At 46.4% G+C, this 19,741-nt stretch carries 25 protein-coding genes and 1 tRNA gene; 20 read left to right on the top strand and 6 right to left on the bottom strand.

All coding sequences use genetic code 11. From position 1 onward, the window contains the following. Positions 1-5 precede the first annotated feature (5 nt). Complete coding sequence (locus tag CAN90_RS11125; protein ID WP_085833889.1) at positions 6-515, top strand: O-acetyl-ADP-ribose deacetylase; 510 nt, start codon at positions 6-8, stop codon at positions 513-515. Positions 516-659: 144 nt separating this feature from the next. Here CAN90_RS11125 and CAN90_RS11120 read toward each other — a convergent pair whose 3' ends face one another. Next, entirely contained in the window at positions 660-1,259 is a 600-nt protein-coding gene (locus CAN90_RS11120) for a TetR/AcrR family transcriptional regulator (RefSeq protein WP_085833888.1), read from the bottom strand. Between the two features lie 146 nt (positions 1,260-1,405). On the opposite strand from CAN90_RS11120, the gene CAN90_RS11115 reads away from it, so the two are divergent. Further along, positions 1,406-1,930 (top strand): nitroreductase family protein, encoded by a 525-nt coding sequence (locus tag CAN90_RS11115; protein ID WP_085833887.1) that lies wholly within the window; start codon positions 1,406-1,408, stop codon positions 1,928-1,930. Positions 1,931-2,125: 195 nt separating this feature from the next. Here CAN90_RS11115 and CAN90_RS11110 read toward each other — a convergent pair whose 3' ends face one another. Next, the gene (locus CAN90_RS11110; protein WP_085833886.1) at positions 2,126-2,719 is read right to left on the bottom strand and encodes a cyclase family protein; all 594 of its coding nucleotides are present in this window, start codon (positions 2,717-2,719) and stop codon (positions 2,126-2,128) included. A 66-nt stretch (positions 2,720-2,785) separates the two neighbouring features. Continuing rightward, positions 2,786-3,478, bottom strand: coding sequence for a 5'-methylthioadenosine/adenosylhomocysteine nucleosidase (locus CAN90_RS11105; protein WP_085833885.1), 693 nt, complete (start codon positions 3,476-3,478; stop codon positions 2,786-2,788). A gap of 286 nt (positions 3,479-3,764) precedes the next feature. Between CAN90_RS11105 and CAN90_RS11100 the strand changes: the two genes are divergently transcribed. The 9 genes from CAN90_RS11100 (at position 3,765) to CAN90_RS11060 (ending at position 13,825) form a co-directional block, all read left to right on the top strand. Beyond that, positions 3,765-4,520, top strand: coding sequence for an N-acetylmuramoyl-L-alanine amidase family protein (locus tag CAN90_RS11100; RefSeq protein WP_085833884.1), 756 nt, complete (start codon positions 3,765-3,767; stop codon positions 4,518-4,520). Between the two features lie 341 nt (positions 4,521-4,861). Then, positions 4,862-6,631 carry a DEAD/DEAH box helicase gene (locus CAN90_RS11095; protein ID WP_085833883.1) on the top strand — a complete coding sequence of 590 codons (1,770 nt, stop codon included), beginning with the start codon at positions 4,862-4,864 and terminating at the stop codon, positions 6,629-6,631. Positions 6,632-6,805: 174 nt separating this feature from the next. After that, positions 6,806-7,870 (top strand): A/G-specific adenine glycosylase, encoded by a 1,065-nt coding sequence (mutY, locus tag CAN90_RS11090; RefSeq protein WP_085833882.1) that lies wholly within the window; start codon positions 6,806-6,808, stop codon positions 7,868-7,870. A gap of 153 nt (positions 7,871-8,023) precedes the next feature. After that, complete coding sequence (murD, locus tag CAN90_RS11085; RefSeq protein WP_085833881.1) at positions 8,024-9,427, top strand: UDP-N-acetylmuramoyl-L-alanine--D-glutamate ligase; 1,404 nt, start codon at positions 8,024-8,026, stop codon at positions 9,425-9,427. 2 nt (positions 9,428-9,429) lie between these two features. Continuing rightward, positions 9,430-10,458: a M42 family metallopeptidase gene (locus CAN90_RS11080; protein ID WP_085833880.1), complete on the top strand. Its 1,029-nt coding sequence runs from the start codon at positions 9,430-9,432 to the stop codon at positions 10,456-10,458. Continuing rightward, positions 10,446-11,480 carry a M42 family metallopeptidase gene (locus CAN90_RS11075; RefSeq protein WP_085833879.1) on the top strand — a complete coding sequence of 345 codons (1,035 nt, stop codon included), beginning with the start codon at positions 10,446-10,448 and terminating at the stop codon, positions 11,478-11,480. The genes CAN90_RS11080 and CAN90_RS11075 overlap by 13 nt, the downstream gene beginning before the upstream one ends. Further along, the gene (locus CAN90_RS11070) at positions 11,477-12,235 is read left to right on the top strand and encodes a GNAT family N-acetyltransferase (protein ID WP_085833878.1); all 759 of its coding nucleotides are present in this window, start codon (positions 11,477-11,479) and stop codon (positions 12,233-12,235) included. Before CAN90_RS11075 ends, CAN90_RS11070 begins: the two co-directional genes overlap by 4 nt. 111 nt (positions 12,236-12,346) lie before the next feature. Further along, positions 12,347-13,618, top strand: a complete 1,272-nt coding sequence (locus CAN90_RS11065) for a methionine gamma-lyase family protein (RefSeq protein WP_085833877.1) — start codon at positions 12,347-12,349, stop codon at positions 13,616-13,618. A 123-nt stretch (positions 13,619-13,741) separates the two neighbouring features. After that, a tRNA-Leu gene (locus tag CAN90_RS11060) sits at positions 13,742-13,825 on the top strand. Positions 13,826-13,910: 85 nt separating this feature from the next. Here the strand turns inward: CAN90_RS11060 and CAN90_RS11055 are convergent. The 3 genes from CAN90_RS11055 to CAN90_RS11045 all read right to left on the bottom strand — a co-directional run bounded on the left by CAN90_RS11055 (position 13,911) and on the right by CAN90_RS11045 (position 16,457). Further along, positions 13,911-15,083, bottom strand: a complete 1,173-nt coding sequence (locus tag CAN90_RS11055; RefSeq protein WP_085833876.1) for a tyrosine-type recombinase/integrase — start codon at positions 15,081-15,083, stop codon at positions 13,911-13,913. 146 nt (positions 15,084-15,229) lie between these two features. Continuing rightward, entirely contained in the window at positions 15,230-15,652 is a 423-nt protein-coding gene (locus tag CAN90_RS11050) for a M78 family metallopeptidase domain-containing protein (protein WP_085833875.1), read from the bottom strand. A 19-nt stretch (positions 15,653-15,671) separates the two neighbouring features. Next, a complete protein-coding gene (locus tag CAN90_RS11045) occupies positions 15,672-16,457 on the bottom strand; it encodes a helix-turn-helix domain-containing protein (protein ID WP_085833874.1) in 786 nt (261 codons plus the stop codon). A gap of 191 nt (positions 16,458-16,648) precedes the next feature. On the opposite strand from CAN90_RS11045, the gene CAN90_RS11040 reads away from it, so the two are divergent. The 9 genes from CAN90_RS11040 to CAN90_RS11005 all read left to right on the top strand — a co-directional run bounded on the left by CAN90_RS11040 (position 16,649) and on the right by CAN90_RS11005 (position 19,730). Next, entirely contained in the window at positions 16,649-16,855 is a 207-nt protein-coding gene (locus tag CAN90_RS11040; RefSeq protein ID WP_085833873.1) for a hypothetical protein, read from the top strand. 16 nt (positions 16,856-16,871) lie between these two features. Continuing rightward, complete coding sequence (locus tag CAN90_RS11035; RefSeq protein WP_085833872.1) at positions 16,872-17,162, top strand: hypothetical protein; 291 nt, start codon at positions 16,872-16,874, stop codon at positions 17,160-17,162. 48 nt (positions 17,163-17,210) lie between these two features. Continuing rightward, positions 17,211-17,966: a BRO family protein gene (locus CAN90_RS11030; protein ID WP_085833871.1), complete on the top strand. Its 756-nt coding sequence runs from the start codon at positions 17,211-17,213 to the stop codon at positions 17,964-17,966. Positions 17,967-18,062: 96 nt separating this feature from the next. Then, positions 18,063-18,260, top strand: a complete 198-nt coding sequence (locus tag CAN90_RS11025) for a hypothetical protein (protein ID WP_085833870.1) — start codon at positions 18,063-18,065, stop codon at positions 18,258-18,260. Positions 18,261-18,326: 66 nt separating this feature from the next. Beyond that, on the top strand, positions 18,327-18,500 hold the full coding sequence (locus CAN90_RS13620; protein ID WP_159450376.1) for a hypothetical protein: 174 nt from the start codon (positions 18,327-18,329) through the stop codon (positions 18,498-18,500). 121 nt (positions 18,501-18,621) lie between these two features. Continuing rightward, positions 18,622-18,807 (top strand): hypothetical protein, encoded by a 186-nt coding sequence (locus CAN90_RS11020; protein ID WP_085833869.1) that lies wholly within the window; start codon positions 18,622-18,624, stop codon positions 18,805-18,807. Positions 18,808-18,854: 47 nt separating this feature from the next. Continuing rightward, positions 18,855-19,076 carry a hypothetical protein gene (locus CAN90_RS11015; protein ID WP_085833868.1) on the top strand — a complete coding sequence of 74 codons (222 nt, stop codon included), beginning with the start codon at positions 18,855-18,857 and terminating at the stop codon, positions 19,074-19,076. 100 nt (positions 19,077-19,176) lie between these two features. Continuing rightward, positions 19,177-19,368: a hypothetical protein gene (locus CAN90_RS11010; protein WP_085833867.1), complete on the top strand. Its 192-nt coding sequence runs from the start codon at positions 19,177-19,179 to the stop codon at positions 19,366-19,368. Positions 19,369-19,436: 68 nt separating this feature from the next. Next, positions 19,437-19,730 carry a hypothetical protein gene (locus CAN90_RS11005; protein ID WP_242953637.1) on the top strand — a complete coding sequence of 98 codons (294 nt, stop codon included), beginning with the start codon at positions 19,437-19,439 and terminating at the stop codon, positions 19,728-19,730. Positions 19,731-19,741: the final 11 nt, after the last annotated feature.

Here is a 19,741-nt window from a genome sequence, read left to right as displayed (position 1 = left end):
AACCAATGGATTTTTTTATAGTTGAGGGAGATATTACTACTTTTCAGGTGGATGCAATCGTAAATGCTGCCAACACTTCTCTGTTGGGTGGCGGCGGAGTGGATGGAGCCATTCACAAGGCGGCAGGCCCCGCGCTTTTGGAGGAATGCCGAGGGCTGCGTGGCTGCGAAACGGGGCAGGCAAAAATAACAGGAGGCTACCAGCTTGCGGCAAAGTATGTCATCCACACGCCTGGACCTATTTGGCGAGGCGGCGGAGCCGGGGAAGAGGGATTTTTGGCTTCTTGTTACCAAAGCAGCCTCAAACTTGCAGAAGAAAATTGCTGTGAAAGCATAGCTTTTCCATCCATCAGCACAGGTGTTTATCGTTTTCCGCTGAAAACGGCTGCTTATATTGGGGTAAGAGAGATTCTTGCTTTTTCCAAAAAAGCAAAAGTGGTAAAAGCGGTTACCATGGTCTGCTTTGATGAACAAACAAAGGCCGCCTATGAACTTGCTTTGCAAAATGCAATGTAAGCGTAGTATTTATAAAATATATCAATTTTAAGATTGCAACTGAGCTTAATGCCTTTCATCTTTAACAAGTGAAAAGATAACCAGCATATCGTTTAAAGTGACGATATGCTGGTTTTACTATTTTGTAATTTAAACTCATAAGTGTTACGACGACAGCAGATGGTATATCGCTTTTTCTGTTTGCGATTCTAAAACCGCATAATTTAATCTATCGTGTGAAAAAGAACTTCTCTCACGGCACAATGCGTCCACCAATATACAAGACGTATATACTTTTTCAGGTAAATCATCAGAGACAATATGGTTCCTTTTTAATATCTCAACAATTCCAGTAACATATTCATTTTCAAAATTGCAAAAGTACTGATTAATTTTTTTGTCTTCGATCATTACCGTTCTTAATTGAGCTAAAGCTTGATTTGAAGTAGCATATACTTCAATATAGATTGAAATCCATCTCTTTATAAAAATGGAAAGCTTGAACGGCTCTTTTAGAGTATTTAATTTTTCAAATAAATCATTAGAAAAAGAAGTAAGATATTGTTCAAAAGCTGCAATATAAATGTCACGTTTATCGCGAAAATAACTGTATAGCGCACCAGTAGATACATTTGCACGTTTTGCAATTTCTATTGTATTTGTTCCGTGGTAACCCTTTTCGCAAAATAATTCAAAACCCGCTTCTGAAATTTTTCTCATCTTTTCAATGGAACGTTTTTGGATTGGCTTGCGTATTTCTTTCATTCACCTCACCTCAGGCTCATTATAACTTATGTATTCACTTTAGGTCAATAGAATATGAAGTTTTATTCGCGTTTGGTTGACGAGGCGTTCTATTCGTGCTATTATTGAACACGAAGTTTTATTCATGTTTTAATGGAGGGAATAGAATGAGCTTTTTTGAATTAGCAAAAGCACGTTGTACCACACGTGGATTTACGGACAAAATCATTCCCCAAAGTGATTTAGAAAAGGTTTTAACGGTTGGACATGTTGCACCTACGGCTTGCAATCGGCAGCCACAACGTATTATAGTAGTTCAAACTCCAGAAAATTTGACTAAGGTAGAAAAAGCATATCATTTATTTGGCTCTCGTTGTGTTCTAATCGTATGTAGGGACACTCGAAATGAGCTGATACGCCCTTTTGATCAAAAATGTTCGGGCGATTTAGACATTGGTATTGTTTGCGACCACATGATGCTTGCAGCAAGGGAATTAAATATAGGTAGTGTTATGGTAGGTTTGTTTGACCCCAATATTATTCGTAAAGAGTTTGAAATACCAGAATACATAGTGCCCACTGTGTTATTGATTCTAGGGTATCCCCTAAATGGGTTCCTAAATCCGGAACGCCATGTAACTGAAAGAAAATCACTCTCCGATACAGTGATGTACGAAACATATACAGAGTAAGTTAAATTATTCAAGTGCTCATATATGGAAATGCTTTCATGAGCAAAAAAGTCACCGATGAATTTGCCTGCAAAATGCAAAGTAGAAAGAGTTACTGGGGGCAAAATAATAGACGAAAATATGATTTTCTTTTCATCGCAAAAATAGCACCTACCGAAAAGGCAGGTGCTGTTTTATTCTTTTATAACTTCCGTTTTATAAGCTTGGCAGTTCCCCCTGAATCAATACCGCGCGGCAGGGGGAGGCCTCCAAGCCCCGAAGCTTTAACGGCAGGGCAATCAGCAGGTAGTCACCATCCGGCACACCGTCAAAAACGGCGCCCTCCAAAATGGGGATATTGGCGCCCAACAGTTCTAAATGAACGGAACGCTCATCTTCCTCATTTCCAATCGTGATCGCATCTGTGCCTACTAGCAGAGCACCGCTGTCTGCCAGAACAAAGGCTGCACTGCGGTCAAGGTATGCTTGTCCGTCACCATGGAGCAGTATGCGTTTTTGGCAGTGGGTTAAGAGTGCTTCCATTTGTTCTCCTGTCACAATCCCATCTACGGTAATGACTGTGCAGGGGCCAATAAAATTACTGGGGTGTAGTCGGTCTATCGTGTCTCCGTCCTCCAAAAAGTGCCGCGGTGCATCCAAATGAGTACCGCTGTGAGAGCCGGTATAAAATGCAGAGAGGTTATAGTCGTCGCCGGTATCAATACGGCTTACCTGTTCGTACCATGGAATGGGGTCGCCCGGGTATACATCGGCAGAAAACAATTCGCGGGAGATGTCATAAATTTTCATACGCACCCTCCGTATCTATTTGGGTTCCAATCCGGGAGTCAGAGACAAGAAAAAATAGGAATTATGTTAATTTAGTTCGGGTAACACACGGCAAACCAAGTCGATGCCACGCTGTGCCGCAATGGGTGCAAAGGTGGAATAATCCATTTTTGCGTCATCGTCTGCATTGTCTGAAATGGTGCGCAGCACTACAAAATCCACGCCGTTTACATAGCATACATGCCCAACGGCTCCGCCTTCCATTTCGCACGCCATTGCCTCAAATTCGCTGCCCAGCTCATGCAGCTTTGCAGAGTCGCAGATAAACTGGTCGCCTGTCGCAATTACACCGGTATGTACCGCACCCTTATAAACCTCCGGTGCCGTACGCGCCAGCAGCTCAACGAGCTTTTGAGTTGCAGGAATTTCAATGACGCCTAATCCGGATAAATACCCTCGTTTATCGCCAAGGGGAGAAGTATCCATATCGTGCTGTACAACACTCTTAGAGATAACCAGGTCACCAATGTGAACGTTCTCACCAATTCCTCCTGCGACTCCGCTGTTAATTACAATGCGGGGCTGGTAGTGGTTAATCATGAGCTGCGTGCACAGTGCGGCGTTTACCTTGCCGGGGTTACAATGGGCGACGACACATTCTACACCGGACAAAAGTCCCCTGTAAAACTCAATACCAGCAATAGACTGTGTTTGTGGGTTTTGCAGCCTGTTCTTAAGCCCCTCAACTTCAATGGGCATCGCACCAATAATTCCGATCATTTGCGTTCTCCTTCACCGGATGAGAATCCGTTGTTTTCTTTTGATTATAAAAGATTTATATAGGAAAATCAACGCTTGCCTTGCGAATCGCTGTTTTTTAGCCATACTACAGCCCATTGGCTGAGTCGCTTTTTCTAGTATAAAAATCGATATGGTTATGTAAACTAATTGCTTTTCTATTGTTCGCGTCTTTTTATTCTATTAAAGAATTATCAATTGAGAAACAACCGATATAATGGGATAAAGTGCTAGTTAAAATGTGCCGTTTTTACAGGGGGAACGAACAATGCGTAAACGGGTATTGGGTTTTTTGCTTGCTATGGGAATGCTATTTGGAGTAACTGGCTCACATGTAGCAGCCTATGAACCACAAGCGGCCGTAAATGAATTGCAGACAAAATCGTATGAGGCAACGAAAATAAAAACGGAGCAGGCTGCGTTTCGTGTTTACCTCAGTCCGTCTCCGCAATACTATAATATGTATCCAGATGGCAAAACAGAAGAAGATTATATGCGCCAAATTGCAAACTGGATGGCGCAATATTTAAATGAATATGGAATTGAAACCCTCATAGCTCCCTCGAGTGCACAAGTGCCTGTGAGCGAATGGGGAACCATGCTGCAAGCCCGGGCAAAGCAGGCAGACCAAAACAACTGCACGCTTTACCTTTCTATCCATTCGAATGCGGCACCGGAGGTGGAGGTTGGGCAGTATAACGGGTGTTTTGTGTATTACCAGACCGACCACCCCATGAGTGGGCTGTGGGCTAAAATTGTAAAGGACAATTTTATATATCCTGAGCGTGATCGAATTAAGCTTGCCAATAACCAAACGCTTACTGAGATGGCTTTCCCTGAGATGCCTGCGCTTTTGGTGCAAACCGCGTTTCACGATAATCCCCGTGACGCAGATTGGATTATGCACAACACCAAGCGCATTGCCGCGAACTTATCTTACTCCATTGCGCAGTACCGCAAGGAGTATTACGGTGTACCCATTAAAGAAATCACCAACCCCAATTTGCAAATTCCCTTTTTATAAGCAACACTTTCGCTGCCAAATAATATTTTTTAAAAAAGTTCAGCCGGCCTTACGGTCGGCTGTTTTTCTGGGTATATACTGGGCATATAGTATTAAGGCTAGGTGTGGTGTAGTGTGAAGCTGACAGGGTGGTTCTTGCTTTCCTTAGCAAAGAGCGTTATAATAAACTATTATCCGGTAAAATGGTTACCGGAGCCAGCCGATAGCCTTCAAGCGGCAGACCACTCACTGTGAGCGGAGTCGGCCGCTTTCTCTGTGTTTTAATATAGAAAGACCAACGCCGAGCCAAAAGCCTTATTGGGGCTAGCTGTCGGCTTTTTTAGGAAGGAATTATGTAATATATGAATTTTCAAGAACTCAATTTAATCGCGCCTATTTTAAAAGCGTTGCAGGAGGAACAGTACGAATCTCCTTCTCCCATTCAGGAGAAAGCGATCCCCCCCGCACTTTTAGGGCGCGATGTATTAGGCTGCGCGCAAACGGGAACCGGTAAAACGGCTGCCTTTGCCGTACCGATTCTGCAAAGACTTAATGCACAGTCTACTGAGCCAAAAGGGCAGCCGTGCCCAATACGTTCGTTGATTTTAACTCCTACCCGTGAGCTGGCGATTCAAATTGGAGAAAGCCTTCACGCCTACGGGCGGTACTTACCGCTTCGCAGTGAGGTGATTTTTGGTGGTGTGTCTCAGGTTGGGCAGGTCAATAGCCTAAGACGCGGGGTAGATATTCTAGTAGCTACTCCCGGCCGTTTAAACGATTTAATTCAGCAGGGATTCATTGATTTAAGCGCCGTTCAGGTTTTTGTACTCGATGAAGCAGACCGTATGCTCGACATGGGCTTTATTCACGATGTTAAACGTGTTATTAAGCAATTGCCGCAGGAGAAGCAAACGCTGTTTTTCTCAGCAACAATGCCACCAGAGATTACACAGCTAGTGGATTCTTTACTGGTGGACCCGGTAAAGGTTGCCGTTACCCCGGTTTCATCCACAGCGGATGCTATTGAGCAATGCCTTTACTTTGTAGACAAGGGGAATAAGGCAAAGCTGCTAATCGATTTACTAAAACAGATGAAAATCGATTCCGCTTTGGTATTTACCCGCACCAAGCATGGTGCCGACCGTGTGGTGCGTGAGCTTGCTCGTGCGAAGATTCAGGCGCAGGCTATTCACGGAAATAAATCGCAATCTGCCCGCCAGCTTGCACTTACCAGCTTTAAAAGCCGCAAAATTCGGGTGTTAGTTGCAACCGATATTGCCGCTCGCGGTATCGATATTGATGAGCTTTCGCACGTAATCAACTACGATTTGCCGAATATTCCCGAAACGTATGTGCACCGTATTGGCCGTACCGGCCGCGCCGGGCTCGATGGAATTGCCATTTCATTTTGCAATATAGACGAAAAGCCTTACCTGAAAGATATTGAGAAGTTAATTGGCAAGCCGATTCCCGTGATTGAAGAGCACGCGTACCCTATGGAGGTATTCACGCTGACCCCCCCTAAACAGCAAACGGGGCGCCCACAGCGGGCACAGCAGAATCAAAACAATGAAAAGCCCCGCAAGCAAGGGGCTTCTCAGCGGCAGGAGCGCTCCAAACCAATCGAGCAGCAGCCTGCACCAGCCAGTGTACCAAAGCAGCAGGGGCAGGCAAAGCAGGCCTCAAAAGCCAAACCGCCGCGCAAGCGCAAGGAAGTGGCTTCGCGTTCGACCCATGCGGAAAAAGAAGTGACTGCTACAAAGCAAGGGGAGAAAAAACCCGGCGCAAAGAAGCCGCAGCCACAAAGGGATTCTCGCCCCGCAAAAATGGAGAAGCGCGCACCGAAAATGCCCGCTGCAAAAACAGAAACAGTTCGCCAGCCGCAAGTGGCGGAGAAACGGGAAGCACAACGAAAAGACGGTGCAAATCGTGCAATCAAAGAGCAACCGCAGCGCCAACCTGCATCTGAGAGCCGCCGCGAACCCGCTATGGAGAAAAAAGGAGAGTACCGCACTTCTCTTGGCCCGCGTAGAAAAGGGGAGCCGCCGCGCCCGCTGATGACGAGAGACCAATCGGGCAAAAAGCCTGCCGACCAATTTTTATCGGACAAGCCGTATTTCCGTAAGGGATAAGTTGCTCTTTGCAGGTAAATAGTAAGAAAAGCCAGTGAATCAGAGTACCCTTGCAGAAAGCATGCGCTGCTTCCCCTGCTCTACATCGGGTTACGAGGAGATTGGCAAAAAAAGAGATATCAGCCGGCGGAACGAAGCTTCTGCCGGCTTGTTTTGGCTAAATAAGGAGCCCTTATGAACTCATTGCAAGAATTACAGGAAATTGTATCACCGCTTTTGGCTTGGTACGATAAAGCCGCCCGCGTGTTGCCTTGGCGCGAAAACCCCGAACCATACCGCGTGTGGGTGTCTGAAATTATGCTTCAGCAAACACGTGTAGAGGCGGTAAAGCCATACTATGAGAGGTTTTTAACGGCATTGCCTACGGTGGAGACATTGGCAAATGCCCCGGAAGAGCAGCTGTTAAAGCTGTGGGAAGGGCTCGGGTATTACAATCGCGTTCGTAATTTACAGCGTGCCGCTTGTGTAATGGTAGAGCAGTACGGCGGGCAGGTTCCCGCCTCGTTTAATGCGCTTTTAACGTTACCGGGCTTTGGCGAGTATACCGCCGGTGCGGTTTCCTCTATCGCATTTGGGATTTTAGTACCTGCGGTGGACGGCAACGTACTACGGGTCATCTCGCGCCTCACTGCGGATTCTCGTGATATGAAGAATTCTACGGTGAAAAGAGAGGTTACCGAAGCCGTGCAGGCCATTCTTCCCAAACGGGTGGGCGATTTTAACCAAGCACTTATGGAGCTGGGGGCAACGGTATGCTTGCCAAACGGTGCTCCGCAGTGCCTTGTTTGCCCGTTAAATCGCTTGTGCAAGGCATTTGAGCAGGGAATTGCTGCAGAGCTGCCGTTAAAAACGGCAAAAAAGCCCCGCGTGGTGGAAGAGCGAACGATATTCCTTCTATGCTCACAAAATCGGGTTGCCCTTAGGCGGCGCTCCGCTAAGGGGTTGCTGGCAGGGCTGTGGGAGCTTCCCAGTGTAACGGGCAAGCTTTCTGCGGAGCAGGCAAAGGGAGTACTTGCCGAATGGGGAGAAAAAGAAGCAGAGTTAACTCCCCTGCCACTGGCAAAGCATATCTTTTCGCACCGCGAATGGCATATGACTGCGTATGGTGGAAAGGTGCCGAAACCCTTTGGGGAGCTTGTATGGGTGACCTATCGGGAGCTATTGGAGGAATACTCGCTTCCATCTGCGTTTAAATCTTATGCGGACATGCTGAAAGATTGGATTTCGGTTGATATTTAAAATTCTGGTTAGTATAATATGGTAGAGAGGTTTTGCGGAAAAAGGCATGAATTCCTGTTTTTTCTGGCTGTTTACAGCCCATAAAATAGGAGCCTTTTTCAAACGGAATAATGGTAGAGCAGAAACCGAGTGAAAGAAGCGGGGGCGTTGGGAATGGACAGTAGGGTAAAAACCTTTTTTGAAAGCTTACAAGGTAAAAAAGTAGCTTTCTGCGGCATAGGCGGCAGTAACATGCCATTAATTCGTATTTTTTTAGAGCATGGGGCAAAGGTACAGGCGCGCGACCGGCGGCGAAAAGAACAGCTAGGAGATACGGCAAAGCAGCTGGAAGAAATGGGTGCCGAGCTTTGCTTGGGAGAAGACTACCTGCAAAATTTAGATGCAGATATGATTTTTCGTACACCCGGTATGAAATTCTTTTTACCGGAGCTCGACCAAGCCCGCAAAGAGGGGCGTGCCGTAACCTCTGAAATGGAAGTGTTTTTTGACCTGTGCCCGTGCAAAATTTATGCGGTAACCGGTAGTGATGGTAAAACAACGACCACCACAATCATTTCAAAGTTGTTAGAAGCATCTGGTAAAAAGGTACACCTTGGCGGTAATATCGGCAAACCATTGCTGCCTGAAATTGTTTCCGTTGAGCCGGAGGATGTAGCAGTAGTAGAGCTTTCCAGCTTTCAGCTCATCTCTATGCGCAAAAGCCCAGACGTTGCGGTGGTAACCAATGTGTCGCCAAATCATTTGGATATTCATAAAGATATGACCGAATATGTGGATGCTAAAAAGAACATTGTGCGGCACCAGAATGCATTTAGCCGTGCGGTCATCAATGCAGACAATGCAATGGCGGCTGGCTTTGCGGAATCGGTGCGAGGGCAAGTTCGGCTGTTCAGCCGCCGCCGTGCCAGTGTTTACGGCGCTTGGCTGCGTGAGGATGGTATGATTTTGGTAGGTGATACCGAGGTTATGCCCGCTTCTGACATTCGGCTGCCTGGCATGCACAATGTGGAGAACTATCTGGCGGCAATTTCAGCCGTATGGGGTGAGGTTGAGCCGGAGGACATTCGCAAGGTAGCCAGAGAATTTTCAGGAGTACAGCACCGTATGGAGCTGGTTCGTGAGCTTGGCGGTGTAAAATACTACAACGATTCCATCGGTACCAGCCCCACGCGTACCATCAGCGGAACACTGTCTGTATATCCAGATAAAATTATTTTACTGGCTGGCGGTTACGATAAGCATTTACCATTTGAAGAGCTTGGCGTTGCCATTGTAGAAAAAGTAAAGCTCCTCATATTAATGGGTCAAACAGCGGATAAAATAGAAGAAAGCGTAAAAGCGGCACCGAATTACCAGCTTGGTAAACCTGAAATACTGCGCGTTAACGGGATGGAAGAAGCCGTACAGGCGGCTTATGGTGCGGCAAAGGACGGCGATATTGTATCGCTTTCACCGGCCTGCGCCAGCTTTGACCAATACACAAGCTTTGAGGTGCGCGGTTACCACTTTAAGCAGCTGGTAAATGCGCTGCCGGGAACACAAAAGAAAGAGGAATAAACATGAATCATTTGCAGGAGCTTTTGTTTCGCCTTTGCTCTGCGCCCGGTATGTCCGGCGCGGAGGGTGCGGCTGTAAAAGCGGCGGAGCAGGAGCTAAAACAATACGGAACCATTTCGTATGACGCCTTGGGGAATCTCGTATGTGAAATGGGCGATTCTACTGCCAAACGTCGCATTTTGCTGGATGCACACATCGACCAAATCGGCCTTTTGGTTGCCGGCATTACCGAAAAGGGCTTTTTGCGCCTTGCCGCCTGCGGCGGTGTAGACCGCCGTGCCTTGCCGGGTACTACGGTTACCGTTTTTGGGCGTGAAGTACTGCGGGGAGTGGTGTGCTGCCTGCCGCCGCACTTGGTAGAAGGTAGTGAAGAAAAGGTAGAGCCTGTTGATAAAATGTTTGTAGATGTTGGCCTTACCAAAGAGGAAGCGGAGAAACTAATTACCCCCGGTGATCGTATTTTGTGGGAGGCAGTGCCACGTGCTTTGCTTAACAATCGATTTACCGCGGCGGGTCTCGACAACCGTGCCGGTGTATGCACACTCATTCGCTGTGCGGAGTTGCTGGCAAATGAAAAGCTGGACTGCTCGGTCACGATTTTACTGAGCACGCGGGAAGAAGTTGGTGGTCAAGGTGCAAAAACAGGTGCGTTTGCACACGAGCCTACGGAATCCATTGCGGTAGATGTCAGCTTTGCCGGACAGCCGGGAGTGCCGGAGCAAAAAAGCGGAAAGCTCTGCGCTGGGCCGATGATTGGTGTTTCTCCCACGCTGGATCAAGAGATGAGCAATGAACTGGTGCGATTGGCAAAGGAACAACAAATTCCATTCCAATACGAAGTAATGGGCGGCAAAACAGGCACGAATGCAGATTCCATTGGTACGGCGCGTTCGGGTGTACGGTGCGCCTTAGCTTCGGTTCCCCTGCGTTATATGCACACGCCGGTAGAAATCATTGATACAGAGGATATTGAAAATACGGCGAAGCTTTTGGCGGCGTATGTAAAGGAGGGGAAAACATGGCAGATATAACACTGTTAAAGCAGCTTTGTGAGCTTTGCGGTATTTCAGGCAGAGAGCATAAGGTTGCCGACGTTATCATCAAAGAGATTTCCCCCTATGCAACTACACTGCAAAAGGATGCTTTGGGCAATATCATCGCCTTTAAGAAGGGTGTAAAAGAGCCGGCGGTACGCTTAATGCTCAGCGCCCATATGGATGAGGTTGGCTTAATGGTCACTTACATCGGTGAGAATGGCCTCCTTAAATTTGCAGAGGTTGGCGGGATTGACCGCCGCATTCTGTGCGCGAAGCCGGTTCTTATTAACGGAGTTATCCCGGGCGTCATCGGTGCAAAGCCTATTCATCTGTTAGAGGGAGACGAACGCGGAAAATCGGTACCGGTGTCCGATATGTATATCGACATTGGCGCAAAGGACAAGGAGGAAGCGGAGAAGTACGTTTCCCCCGGGGATTCCATTACTTTTGATGCCGGCTTTCATAGTGACCGCGAAACAATTATTTCTCGCGCACTGGATGACCGTGCAGGCTGTGCCATCTTAATTGATATGATAAAAGAAGAACTGCCGTATGATATGACCTTTGTTTTCTGCGTGCAGGAAGAGGTTGGTTTACGCGGCTCGGCGACGGCGGCGTATACGGTAGACCCGCAGGCGGCACTCGTAGTTGAAACCACCACAGCGGGTGATATTGCCGGTGTAGAGCCAAATCGCCAAGTGTGCCACGTAGGGCAAGGCCCGGTGCTCTCTTTTATGGATCACCGCACGATTTATGATAAGCCCTATTTTGATTTGGCAATGCAAATTGCAAAAGAGCAAAATATTCCCTGCCAAACCAAGCAGGCGGTTGCCGGCGGCAATGATGCGGGAGCCATCCACACCACGCGCGGTGGAGTGAGAACTATGGCGGTTTCCGTTGCGTGCCGGTATCTGCATGGCCCTGCAAGCCTCATAGCAGAACAGGATTACCACGACACCGAGCGCCTGGTTCGTGAGCTTGCCATACGCATGGCGGCAGGCGAGGGCACACTGTGATTCGGCTGCTGTCGGAGATAGAAATCCCTTTGCTTGAGCAGTTCTGCGAGGGGAACCCGTTTGGCTGTAAAATTGCCGGTTTGCAGAGAGCCTATGGCCTTTCTCTTCCGTTTGCACGATTTTGGATTCAAACCAATGAATCAGAACAAGTGACCGCGGCCGTATCCTCCTTGGATGGCGCCGCGGTTCTTCACTGGGTAGATACAGCAGATGCGGACGAGCTCAAAGAGTTTTTACTGGCTTGTGGTTGCCGCACTCTGCTGTGTGAAGAAAGAGCGGCTCTTGCTTTGTATGGGGGTTGTGAGCAATCCGGTGAGATATTACTGTCACGGCCATCGAGAATGTCCGAGAAGGAACACCAGCTTGCTTTGCTTGACGAAGTGCCAGTTCGGGATGTATTCTCCCTTTTGTGCGATTGCGGCGAACAAAAGCCGGAGCAGTTCGAGCCATTTTACCTGGATGTTTCACATCGGTTTCGCCATGAGGCATTACTCACACAAGGTGTTATTTCACAGGAAAGAGTGATCGCCTGTGCATTAGCAGGCAGCATCACCGAAACCGATGCCGTTTTAACTGCGGTAGCGGTGCAACCCGAAAAACGGCGCATGGGGGTGGGGAGTAGCATGGTAAAGAGGCTTCTATACCGGCTCTCACCCAAGAGTGTCTACGTGCTATGTGAAAACGAAAGGGCCATCCGTTTTTATCAGTCTCTATCGTTTGTTCCGGCAGGTCGATGGGCAGAGCTTTCTTTATAAAACTTAATATAGTAATTATGCAAAAACTTTGAGCAGTTAGATTAATCCTCTAAAGTAAGATTGGATGCGCAAAAGTATTCCATAGATTCAAAACATAAGGGAGCAGGAATCATGAATTTTCCTTTTTTTCAGTTAGACGATAAAATACATGCTGCGTCAGAGCAGGCAATGCAGCAGCTTGAGCCTGTTTTTCGCAAGATAGATGCGGTCACTGGTTACAACCAACAGAAAATGCTGGCTGCGTTTAATCGTGCAAGAGTGAGTGAAAGCCATTTTGTTGGCTCAACGGGGTATGGTTATGGTGACCGCGGGCGCGACACATTGGATGAGGTGTACGCGTATGCTCTCGGTGCAGAGGATGCCTTGGTGCGTGCAAACTTTGTGAGCGGAACACATGCACTAACGGTGGCCTTATTTGGAGTTCTTCGCCCCGGAGATACCATGCTGAGTGTAACGGGGATTCCCTATGATACTCTTCGCGGTGTACTTGGAATTACCGGAGACGGTAACGGTTCATTGAAAGAATTTGGCGTAAAATATGAGCAGGTCGATTTACAAGAAGATGGTACACCGGATTACGAAGAGATGGAGCGCAGAATTCACCCCGGTATTAAAATGGTATATATTCAGCGTTCCCGCGGGTATAGCCTGCGCCCGTCCCTCTTTGTGGAAGAGATTGAACGAATGGCAAAGCTAGCGAAGCGCCTTGCTCCCGACTGCATCGTAATGGTGGATAACTGCTATGGTGAATTTGTTCAAACGGAAGAGCCAACTCAGCATGGGGCAGATTTGATGGCAGGCTCCCTCATTAAAAATCCAGGCGGCGGAATTGCTCCTACTGGCGGATACATTGCAGGCCGACGTGATTTGGTGGAAAGCTGCTCCTACCGCTTGACGACTCCCGGCACCGGGCGCGAAATCGGTTGTACACTCGGCAATAATCGCGAACTGTTTTTAGGAGCGTTTCATGCTCCCAATGTAACGGGAGAGGCACTCAAAACTGCCGCATTTGCATCGGCACTCTTTTCAAACCTGGGGTACGATGTAACCCCCCATTGGGATGAGCCGAGAGCAGATATTATTCAGGCGGTGCTTCTGCGTGAACAAGAGGCTCTGGTAGCGTTTTGCCAAGGCATTCAGAAAGGAGCTCCAGTGGATTCTTTCGTAACGCCTGAACCATGGGACATGCCTGGCTACGACTGCAAGGTGATTATGGCGGCGGGTGCGTTTACGCTGGGGGCTTCTATTGAGCTTTCTGCTGATGCACCATTGCGCGAGCCGTATGCTGTGTGGATGCAAGGAGGCCTGAACTTCCACAGCGGTAAACTGGGTGTGATGCTGGCGGCGCAGTCTATGCTGGAACAAGGAATTCTTCCGATTTAAAGCCGGAAAATTGATATGGATTAAATTAATTTTGAAATGTTTAAAAATTTCTCTTGCAAAGATTGCATTCTTTGGTTATAATATATTAGCTGAACAGCAGAGGAATATTTCTGCTGTTTATATGCGGGTGTGGCGGAATTGGCAGACGCGCCAGATTTAGGTTCTGGTATCTCCGATGTGCAAGTTCAAGTCTTGTCACCCGTACCAAATTTTATTACCGGGAATCCAGCATTTATGCGGGTTCCCGGTTTTCCTTTGTCTTGAAAATAGGGTCTTGGGGTTTATTTGGGGTTTACGCACGAGATTTCAGGGGAAGGGCAGAGGCTATTGCCTCAGATGCTGCAGCTTGGGATTTTTCAAAAGTATGGGCATATATGTTCATTGTGGTAGATACTTGAGAGTGACCTAAAGATACGGAAACAGTCTTTACATCGATACCGCTAGTTATAAGTAGAGAAGCGTTTAAGTGCCGAAGACCGTGTAAAGCTGATTTCGTGCAGCGGAGCCCTGCGCGCTCACAAATTTTTCTCATCCAGTTATAAGATGAATTAGGGTTTATCGGCCTGCCGTTCCAAGCGACAAAAAGACGGTCCGAATTCTCCCACTGATCTCCAACTTTTAGTCGCTCTGCACTCTGCTCTAAACGATGCTTGCGAAGAACTTCAATTACTTCATCGGGCATTTTTAGGCTTCGCTGCGATTTCTTTGTTTTTGTTGTGTCAGTAAACGTTCCCTTGCTTTTGGTGTACTCTGAGGTTCTGCGAATGCTGATAACACCTGTTTCAAAGTCAATGTCTTTCCATTCGAGCCCACACAACTCACCGCGCCGAAACCCTCCATAAATAGCCAACACGAAGAACGCTTGGTAATGGTGGGGTTCTTTCGCTAGAATATCCAGAAAGAGCTGTGCTTCTTCCGGCGTATAGCAGTCTATTTCCTCTTTTTCTCCGGGTTTAATGTGAATAGCATTGCAGGGATTTGTTTTGGCTACCCGCATCTGAATCGCATAATTAAAAACAGAAGAAACGAATGAAAGATAGTCTTTTGCTGTTTTAGGCATCATCGGCTTGTGCTCTTTATTCCCGTCGAGTAGCAAGCGAACCAACCTTTGTATTTGGGTGGGAGAAATCTTATCCATTTTAAAGGATCCAATTGTTTTGCAGACCCGTTTCCCCATACGACGATACTCAACGACTGTTCGGATGCGAAGGTTCTGAGCGGCGTAATCTTCCAAATACTGTTCTACGAATTCTTCGAATTTTACGCTTCGTTGCTGAATGGTGCCTTGCTTGCATTCTTCATCAAATAATACAGCTTGTCGATTCAGCTCCTTTTCGATTTGCCGTTCCGTCATTCCGGGGTCTGGTGTCCATGTCATGCGCTGCCGCTCCTGGTTCCCTCTGACGGTGTAGCCACAAGAGGATGTGATTCGGTAGCTTTTTCCACGTTTTTCAATGGTTGCCATAATGTAACCTCCTAAAACCGGGTATAAAAATACCCGGCCTATTGATTTTTGGCCGGGAGGTTGGTACAATATATTTGCGTTATATGTATCGGCCCCGGCCGATCTGCCGCTCTATCCTGGTGCAAACAGGGTAGGGCGGTTTTTTTTTATGCCATTTTTCGTTGTCGTACAGAAAAATAATAATCTAGTGCTTTTTGAATGAACGGCTCCGGCATATCAAAATATTCTGCTAGCTGCCATCTTTCGGCGTAGCCTTGACTGATAGCTCCGCTCAATTCATTAAAAGGTATGTACCGCTCAATAGCCCAACGGTTTGCTTTATACTCATGTTTCTCAATTAAGTCTAAAGGACTGCTTACTTTATGGGTGCAACCGGTAGCACAGTGACCAAGTTCATGAGCGAGGATACGTTTCATTTCTGGAATAGTTTGTACCCGAAAAGGGTCTAAGAAGATTGCATATCGATTATTTAATTCGATTGTAACGCTGGTTTCTTTTCCTACATCATAAGTGTATAGAGCAACCTGCTGCGCCCACATATCGTCATACAAGGTATTTAATTCTACCACGCAAAAATCTCCATCAATATTATTCGTTATTTTCTTTGTCCTGTTGTTGTTTAAAGAATTTCGCCATCTCGAGAAGCTTCTGTTTGTTCTCTTGTGTCAGTTCTTTGGATTCGTCCAGAAAGGCATATGTGAAATCATCGAAAGTGATTTCTGGCTCGCCCTTTGCTGGGATGAGCTTTTTTATTTTGCTTTTTAATGTTTCTTTTTTATCGAGTTGCGTCCAATACGAACCTGACATGCCCTCTTTTTCTCCATACTTGGCTATCAGAGCATTTCGAACATCTGAACTAAAGCGGTGTTTCTGACTGTGTAAAAAATAGGGAACGTATTCCTCAAATGAGATGTGAGATAAGTCACAATCACTTTCCACGCTACGAGAAAAGTATGCAAATATGCATTTTTCAGCCGCTTTCAGCCGCTCTTCAAAAGGATTGGCAGTATTTTTTTCGTATTCAGAACACTCATATCGAATCTCTCTTTCATCATCATTCCAAAAGCCAAACTTTTCTTTTGCTTTCTTCCATTTTTCATGGTGTTCTAAATGCTTTTCTACATCACTTGGAATTCTTGGGGAATAAAAGTAATTGCATTCTTTACATACTTCAGCTTCTGGCAAAAGGCTATCAACTGAAACACCAAAATAATTGGCTATTTTGGCTAGAGTATCTGCTGTTAATGACTTCTTTCTTCCCTTTTTCAAGTCGGTCAACGAGCCTCTGCTCGCCCCAGACCTTTTACACATTTCAGTGATATTGATGCCTTCCTCTTTGCAAAGTAGGTCAATTTTTTCGTATAAAGACAACACAAATAAACACTCCTATTTGTAATATTTTACAAATTTACGCGTTCGCTTAAAATTGCGTTGACTTTTACGTCTACGTGTAATATCATTAGCACATAAGCAACGCAATCACGTAAATATTTGGTGTGGTAACTATAATATATTACATGATTACGTAATTGTCAACTTATTTTACTAAAGAAAGGAATGTTTTTATGCCCAAAAGGATGTTTACCCCTTTTGGAATCGAAGTCAAGACGAAATTACTTTGCATTGGCAAAAATCAAGAATGGCTGATTTCAAAAGTAAAAGAGAAAACGGGTATGTATGTTGATAGTTCGAATCTTTATAAGATTATGACCGGCCAACTAAGCAGCCCGAAGATTGAATCGGCAATTAAGAAAATTTTACAGAATGAGTAACAGAAAGGAGAACAGTATGAAACTTACTATCGAAATTGAAGATTGTGATCAATTTAGGCTTACTCCCTCTTATGTTTACAGATTGTTATGCAAAGAAATCTGCGCGAAAACAGCGACCAAATATCACATTCCTGAATGGGGATTATTTGATTCCTGTGACCATGCCGCAAGAGGCGCTTATTCTCACATTAAAAACAGAAAAAACAATGTTACACACCTTATCTTGACTCACTCAGACGCTGAAGTTTGTTCAGAATTATTCAGACAATTTGCCGAAGTGTGGGCATTGAATATTTCTCTACGCTAAAAAACTCAATGTCGCACTGGATGAAATTTTGAAAGAGAGGGAAACAACATGAATTTACAGCTTATAAAATCCGAAAGCTTTGGCTCCGTGGAAACGGACATCTACAGCAACGGAAACGACATGTTTATGACTATTGACCAGTTGGCGGGGTGCTTGGAGTATGCAGACCGCAAGGGTATCGAAAAACTGACGGAGCGTAATAGTTATCTGAAAAACTCCGAGTTTTCAACTACCGTCAAACTGTCGGTAGTTGAAGGAGGACGCAACGTAACCCGCGAACGTACAATTTTCACCGAGGACGGCATCTACGAAGTGACAATGCTTTCCAGCCAACCTAAAGCAAAAGAGTTTCGTGCGTGGATTCGCAAAATCCTTAAAGGTCTGCGACGTGGAGACGCGAAGCTTGTTTCCACTGTAAAAGAAAATGAAGTCGCTGCCCGACTTAAAAATGCTCAGGCCCGCAAAGCTGCTCTCTATGTCAAGATGGCAAACAATGACGCTCTTTCTCCAAAATACAAACAGGTGCTTTTATCGTATGCCACCAAGGAGCTCAATGGCGGACAAGCTGTACTCCCACTCCCCAAGACAAAGCGAGGTTATTCTGCGCAAGAAATTGGCGACATATTCGGACTGACTGCAAATAGAATTGGCAGAATCGCAAATGAGCATCATTTAAAAGTTGATGGGTTTGGAGAGCTCCGTAAAGACAAGTCGCGTAGCAGCTCGCGCGAAGTTGATACCTGGGTTTACTTTGAAGAGGCAATCCCGGAATTTGAAAAAATCCTTGGTAAAAAATCTGCTTAATCCCAGTATACCTAAAACTCAATACTTAATTCAAGAGGTGCGAAATTCATTGTCCTATTAAGCGGACAGTAAACAGTTTAAAGGAGGTGACTCGGAATGCCAATCCCCCGCATGAGGCTACTAAAAGAAGCTGCTGCAGAAATCAAAACCGTAGACCCTGGAACCGCAGTGACGCCGTATTTTATCCGGCAGCTTGCGCTAGAAGGCAAAGTTAAATCTGTCATGGCTGGGCGCAAACGCCTTATTAACTTGGATGATTTGCTGCAGTATCTGGATTTGCAGCAGACATCATAACCACCGCCTGCACCCGCTGCGGGTGGCATCAGGACAAGTCCTGTAGAACGGAAAGGAGTGAGTGAAATGAATGAAAACGTGAGGACCGCTCTAAAACAATTGCTTTCCGCACTGGAAACAGCAGCGGATGCCGAAAGCAGCACCACAGCCGAGCTGAACGCCTATTTTGTCATGGAGCAAGAAGTCCAAAATGCGGCGAATCATTGTGCGCAGTCGTTACATTGGGCTAGAAAGGAGTGAACCACCATGTCTGTAAAAACATTGCAAGGTTACATGGAGCTATGCCGTCATTACGGTTGGAAACCTAGTTGGGAGGGCTTGCACGCATTCAACCGAGGTGAAAGAAAGAGGGTGCTGCAAAATGCGAAATTACTGTGATTGCTGTGGCGCAATTTTAAATCCGAGCGACCGCAACGGAATATATATCGCAGATGTTGCAATATGCGACCAGCGATACACCTTATGCCGAGCCTGTATGCACGTTATCGCATGGGTATCAGGCAAAAAGAAAACCGCCCCTGATTGCAGTCAGGAAGCGGCACACTAGAAAATAACTATATCAAAATACTAATCTGAAAGAGAGGATTTGTCAAGATGCAAGAGAACATAAAGCGAGCAATTGAGAACCTCACCGCACGGCGCAATCAGGTGCGGGACGAGCAGCTCACCACCATAGCCATGCTCAAGGAATGCCGATTTATTGATTTGTCCCACATCGAGCTAATTGACAAGCGGTACAACGAAAAGCGAGCAAATATTGACCGCGAGATTATGGAAATGCGGGCTCATTTGGAAGAATTGGAGGCTGCGGGATGATGTCTGATGACTACGGCCTCTACTGGGCTGAAAGAATGCGCGACCGACTTGAACCACCTAGTCCGCTTGAGTCAGACGATGAATTGCAGGTGACGGAGCTGTGAGCCGCCGGAAGTATCGTAAAGGGCCAAAAATCACAAGTTTAAATGAACTCATGGAGCAGGATTTTGTTTACTGGAACAATAAAATCACTCCAAAAGGCTGGTTCCAAAATTGGATAATGTGCATGGCGAACCGGGCCATAAAGAACGGTGTTTTAAGACAAGCAATAAAAGTTGAAAGAGAGGAATAACCATGGACAACCAGAAATCAATTCTCGAAATGGCGCGCGGTGCCATTATGGAACGTGCTGACTATGAAATGGCCAAGGTCATCGAAAACATTAAGGACGTCAACACCAGCCCCACCAAGAAGCGCACGCTCACTCTGACGGTAGAATTTACCCCTGATACCGAGCGCCAGCAAATCAGCGTGAATGTGGTAGCAAAATCCAAGCTGGAGCCCACCAATCCGGTCACAACCACCCTGTTCCTCACCGGCGAGGGTGAAGATGCTACCGCTTATGAAATGGTCCCACAGGTTCCCGGTCAGCGCTCCATCGACGGTAGCGAACAAGCCGAGCCACCCGCTCTTCGTATAGTTAAAAACGCTTAATTAAATTAAAG

This window comes from Clostridium merdae (assembly GCF_900176635.1).
In the GTDB taxonomy this organism is placed as follows: domain Bacteria; phylum Bacillota; class Clostridia; order Oscillospirales; family Acutalibacteraceae; genus Faecalispora; species Faecalispora merdae.
Note: the sequence above shows the minus strand (reverse complement) of the source record. Positions and strands in the feature narration are given on the sequence as shown.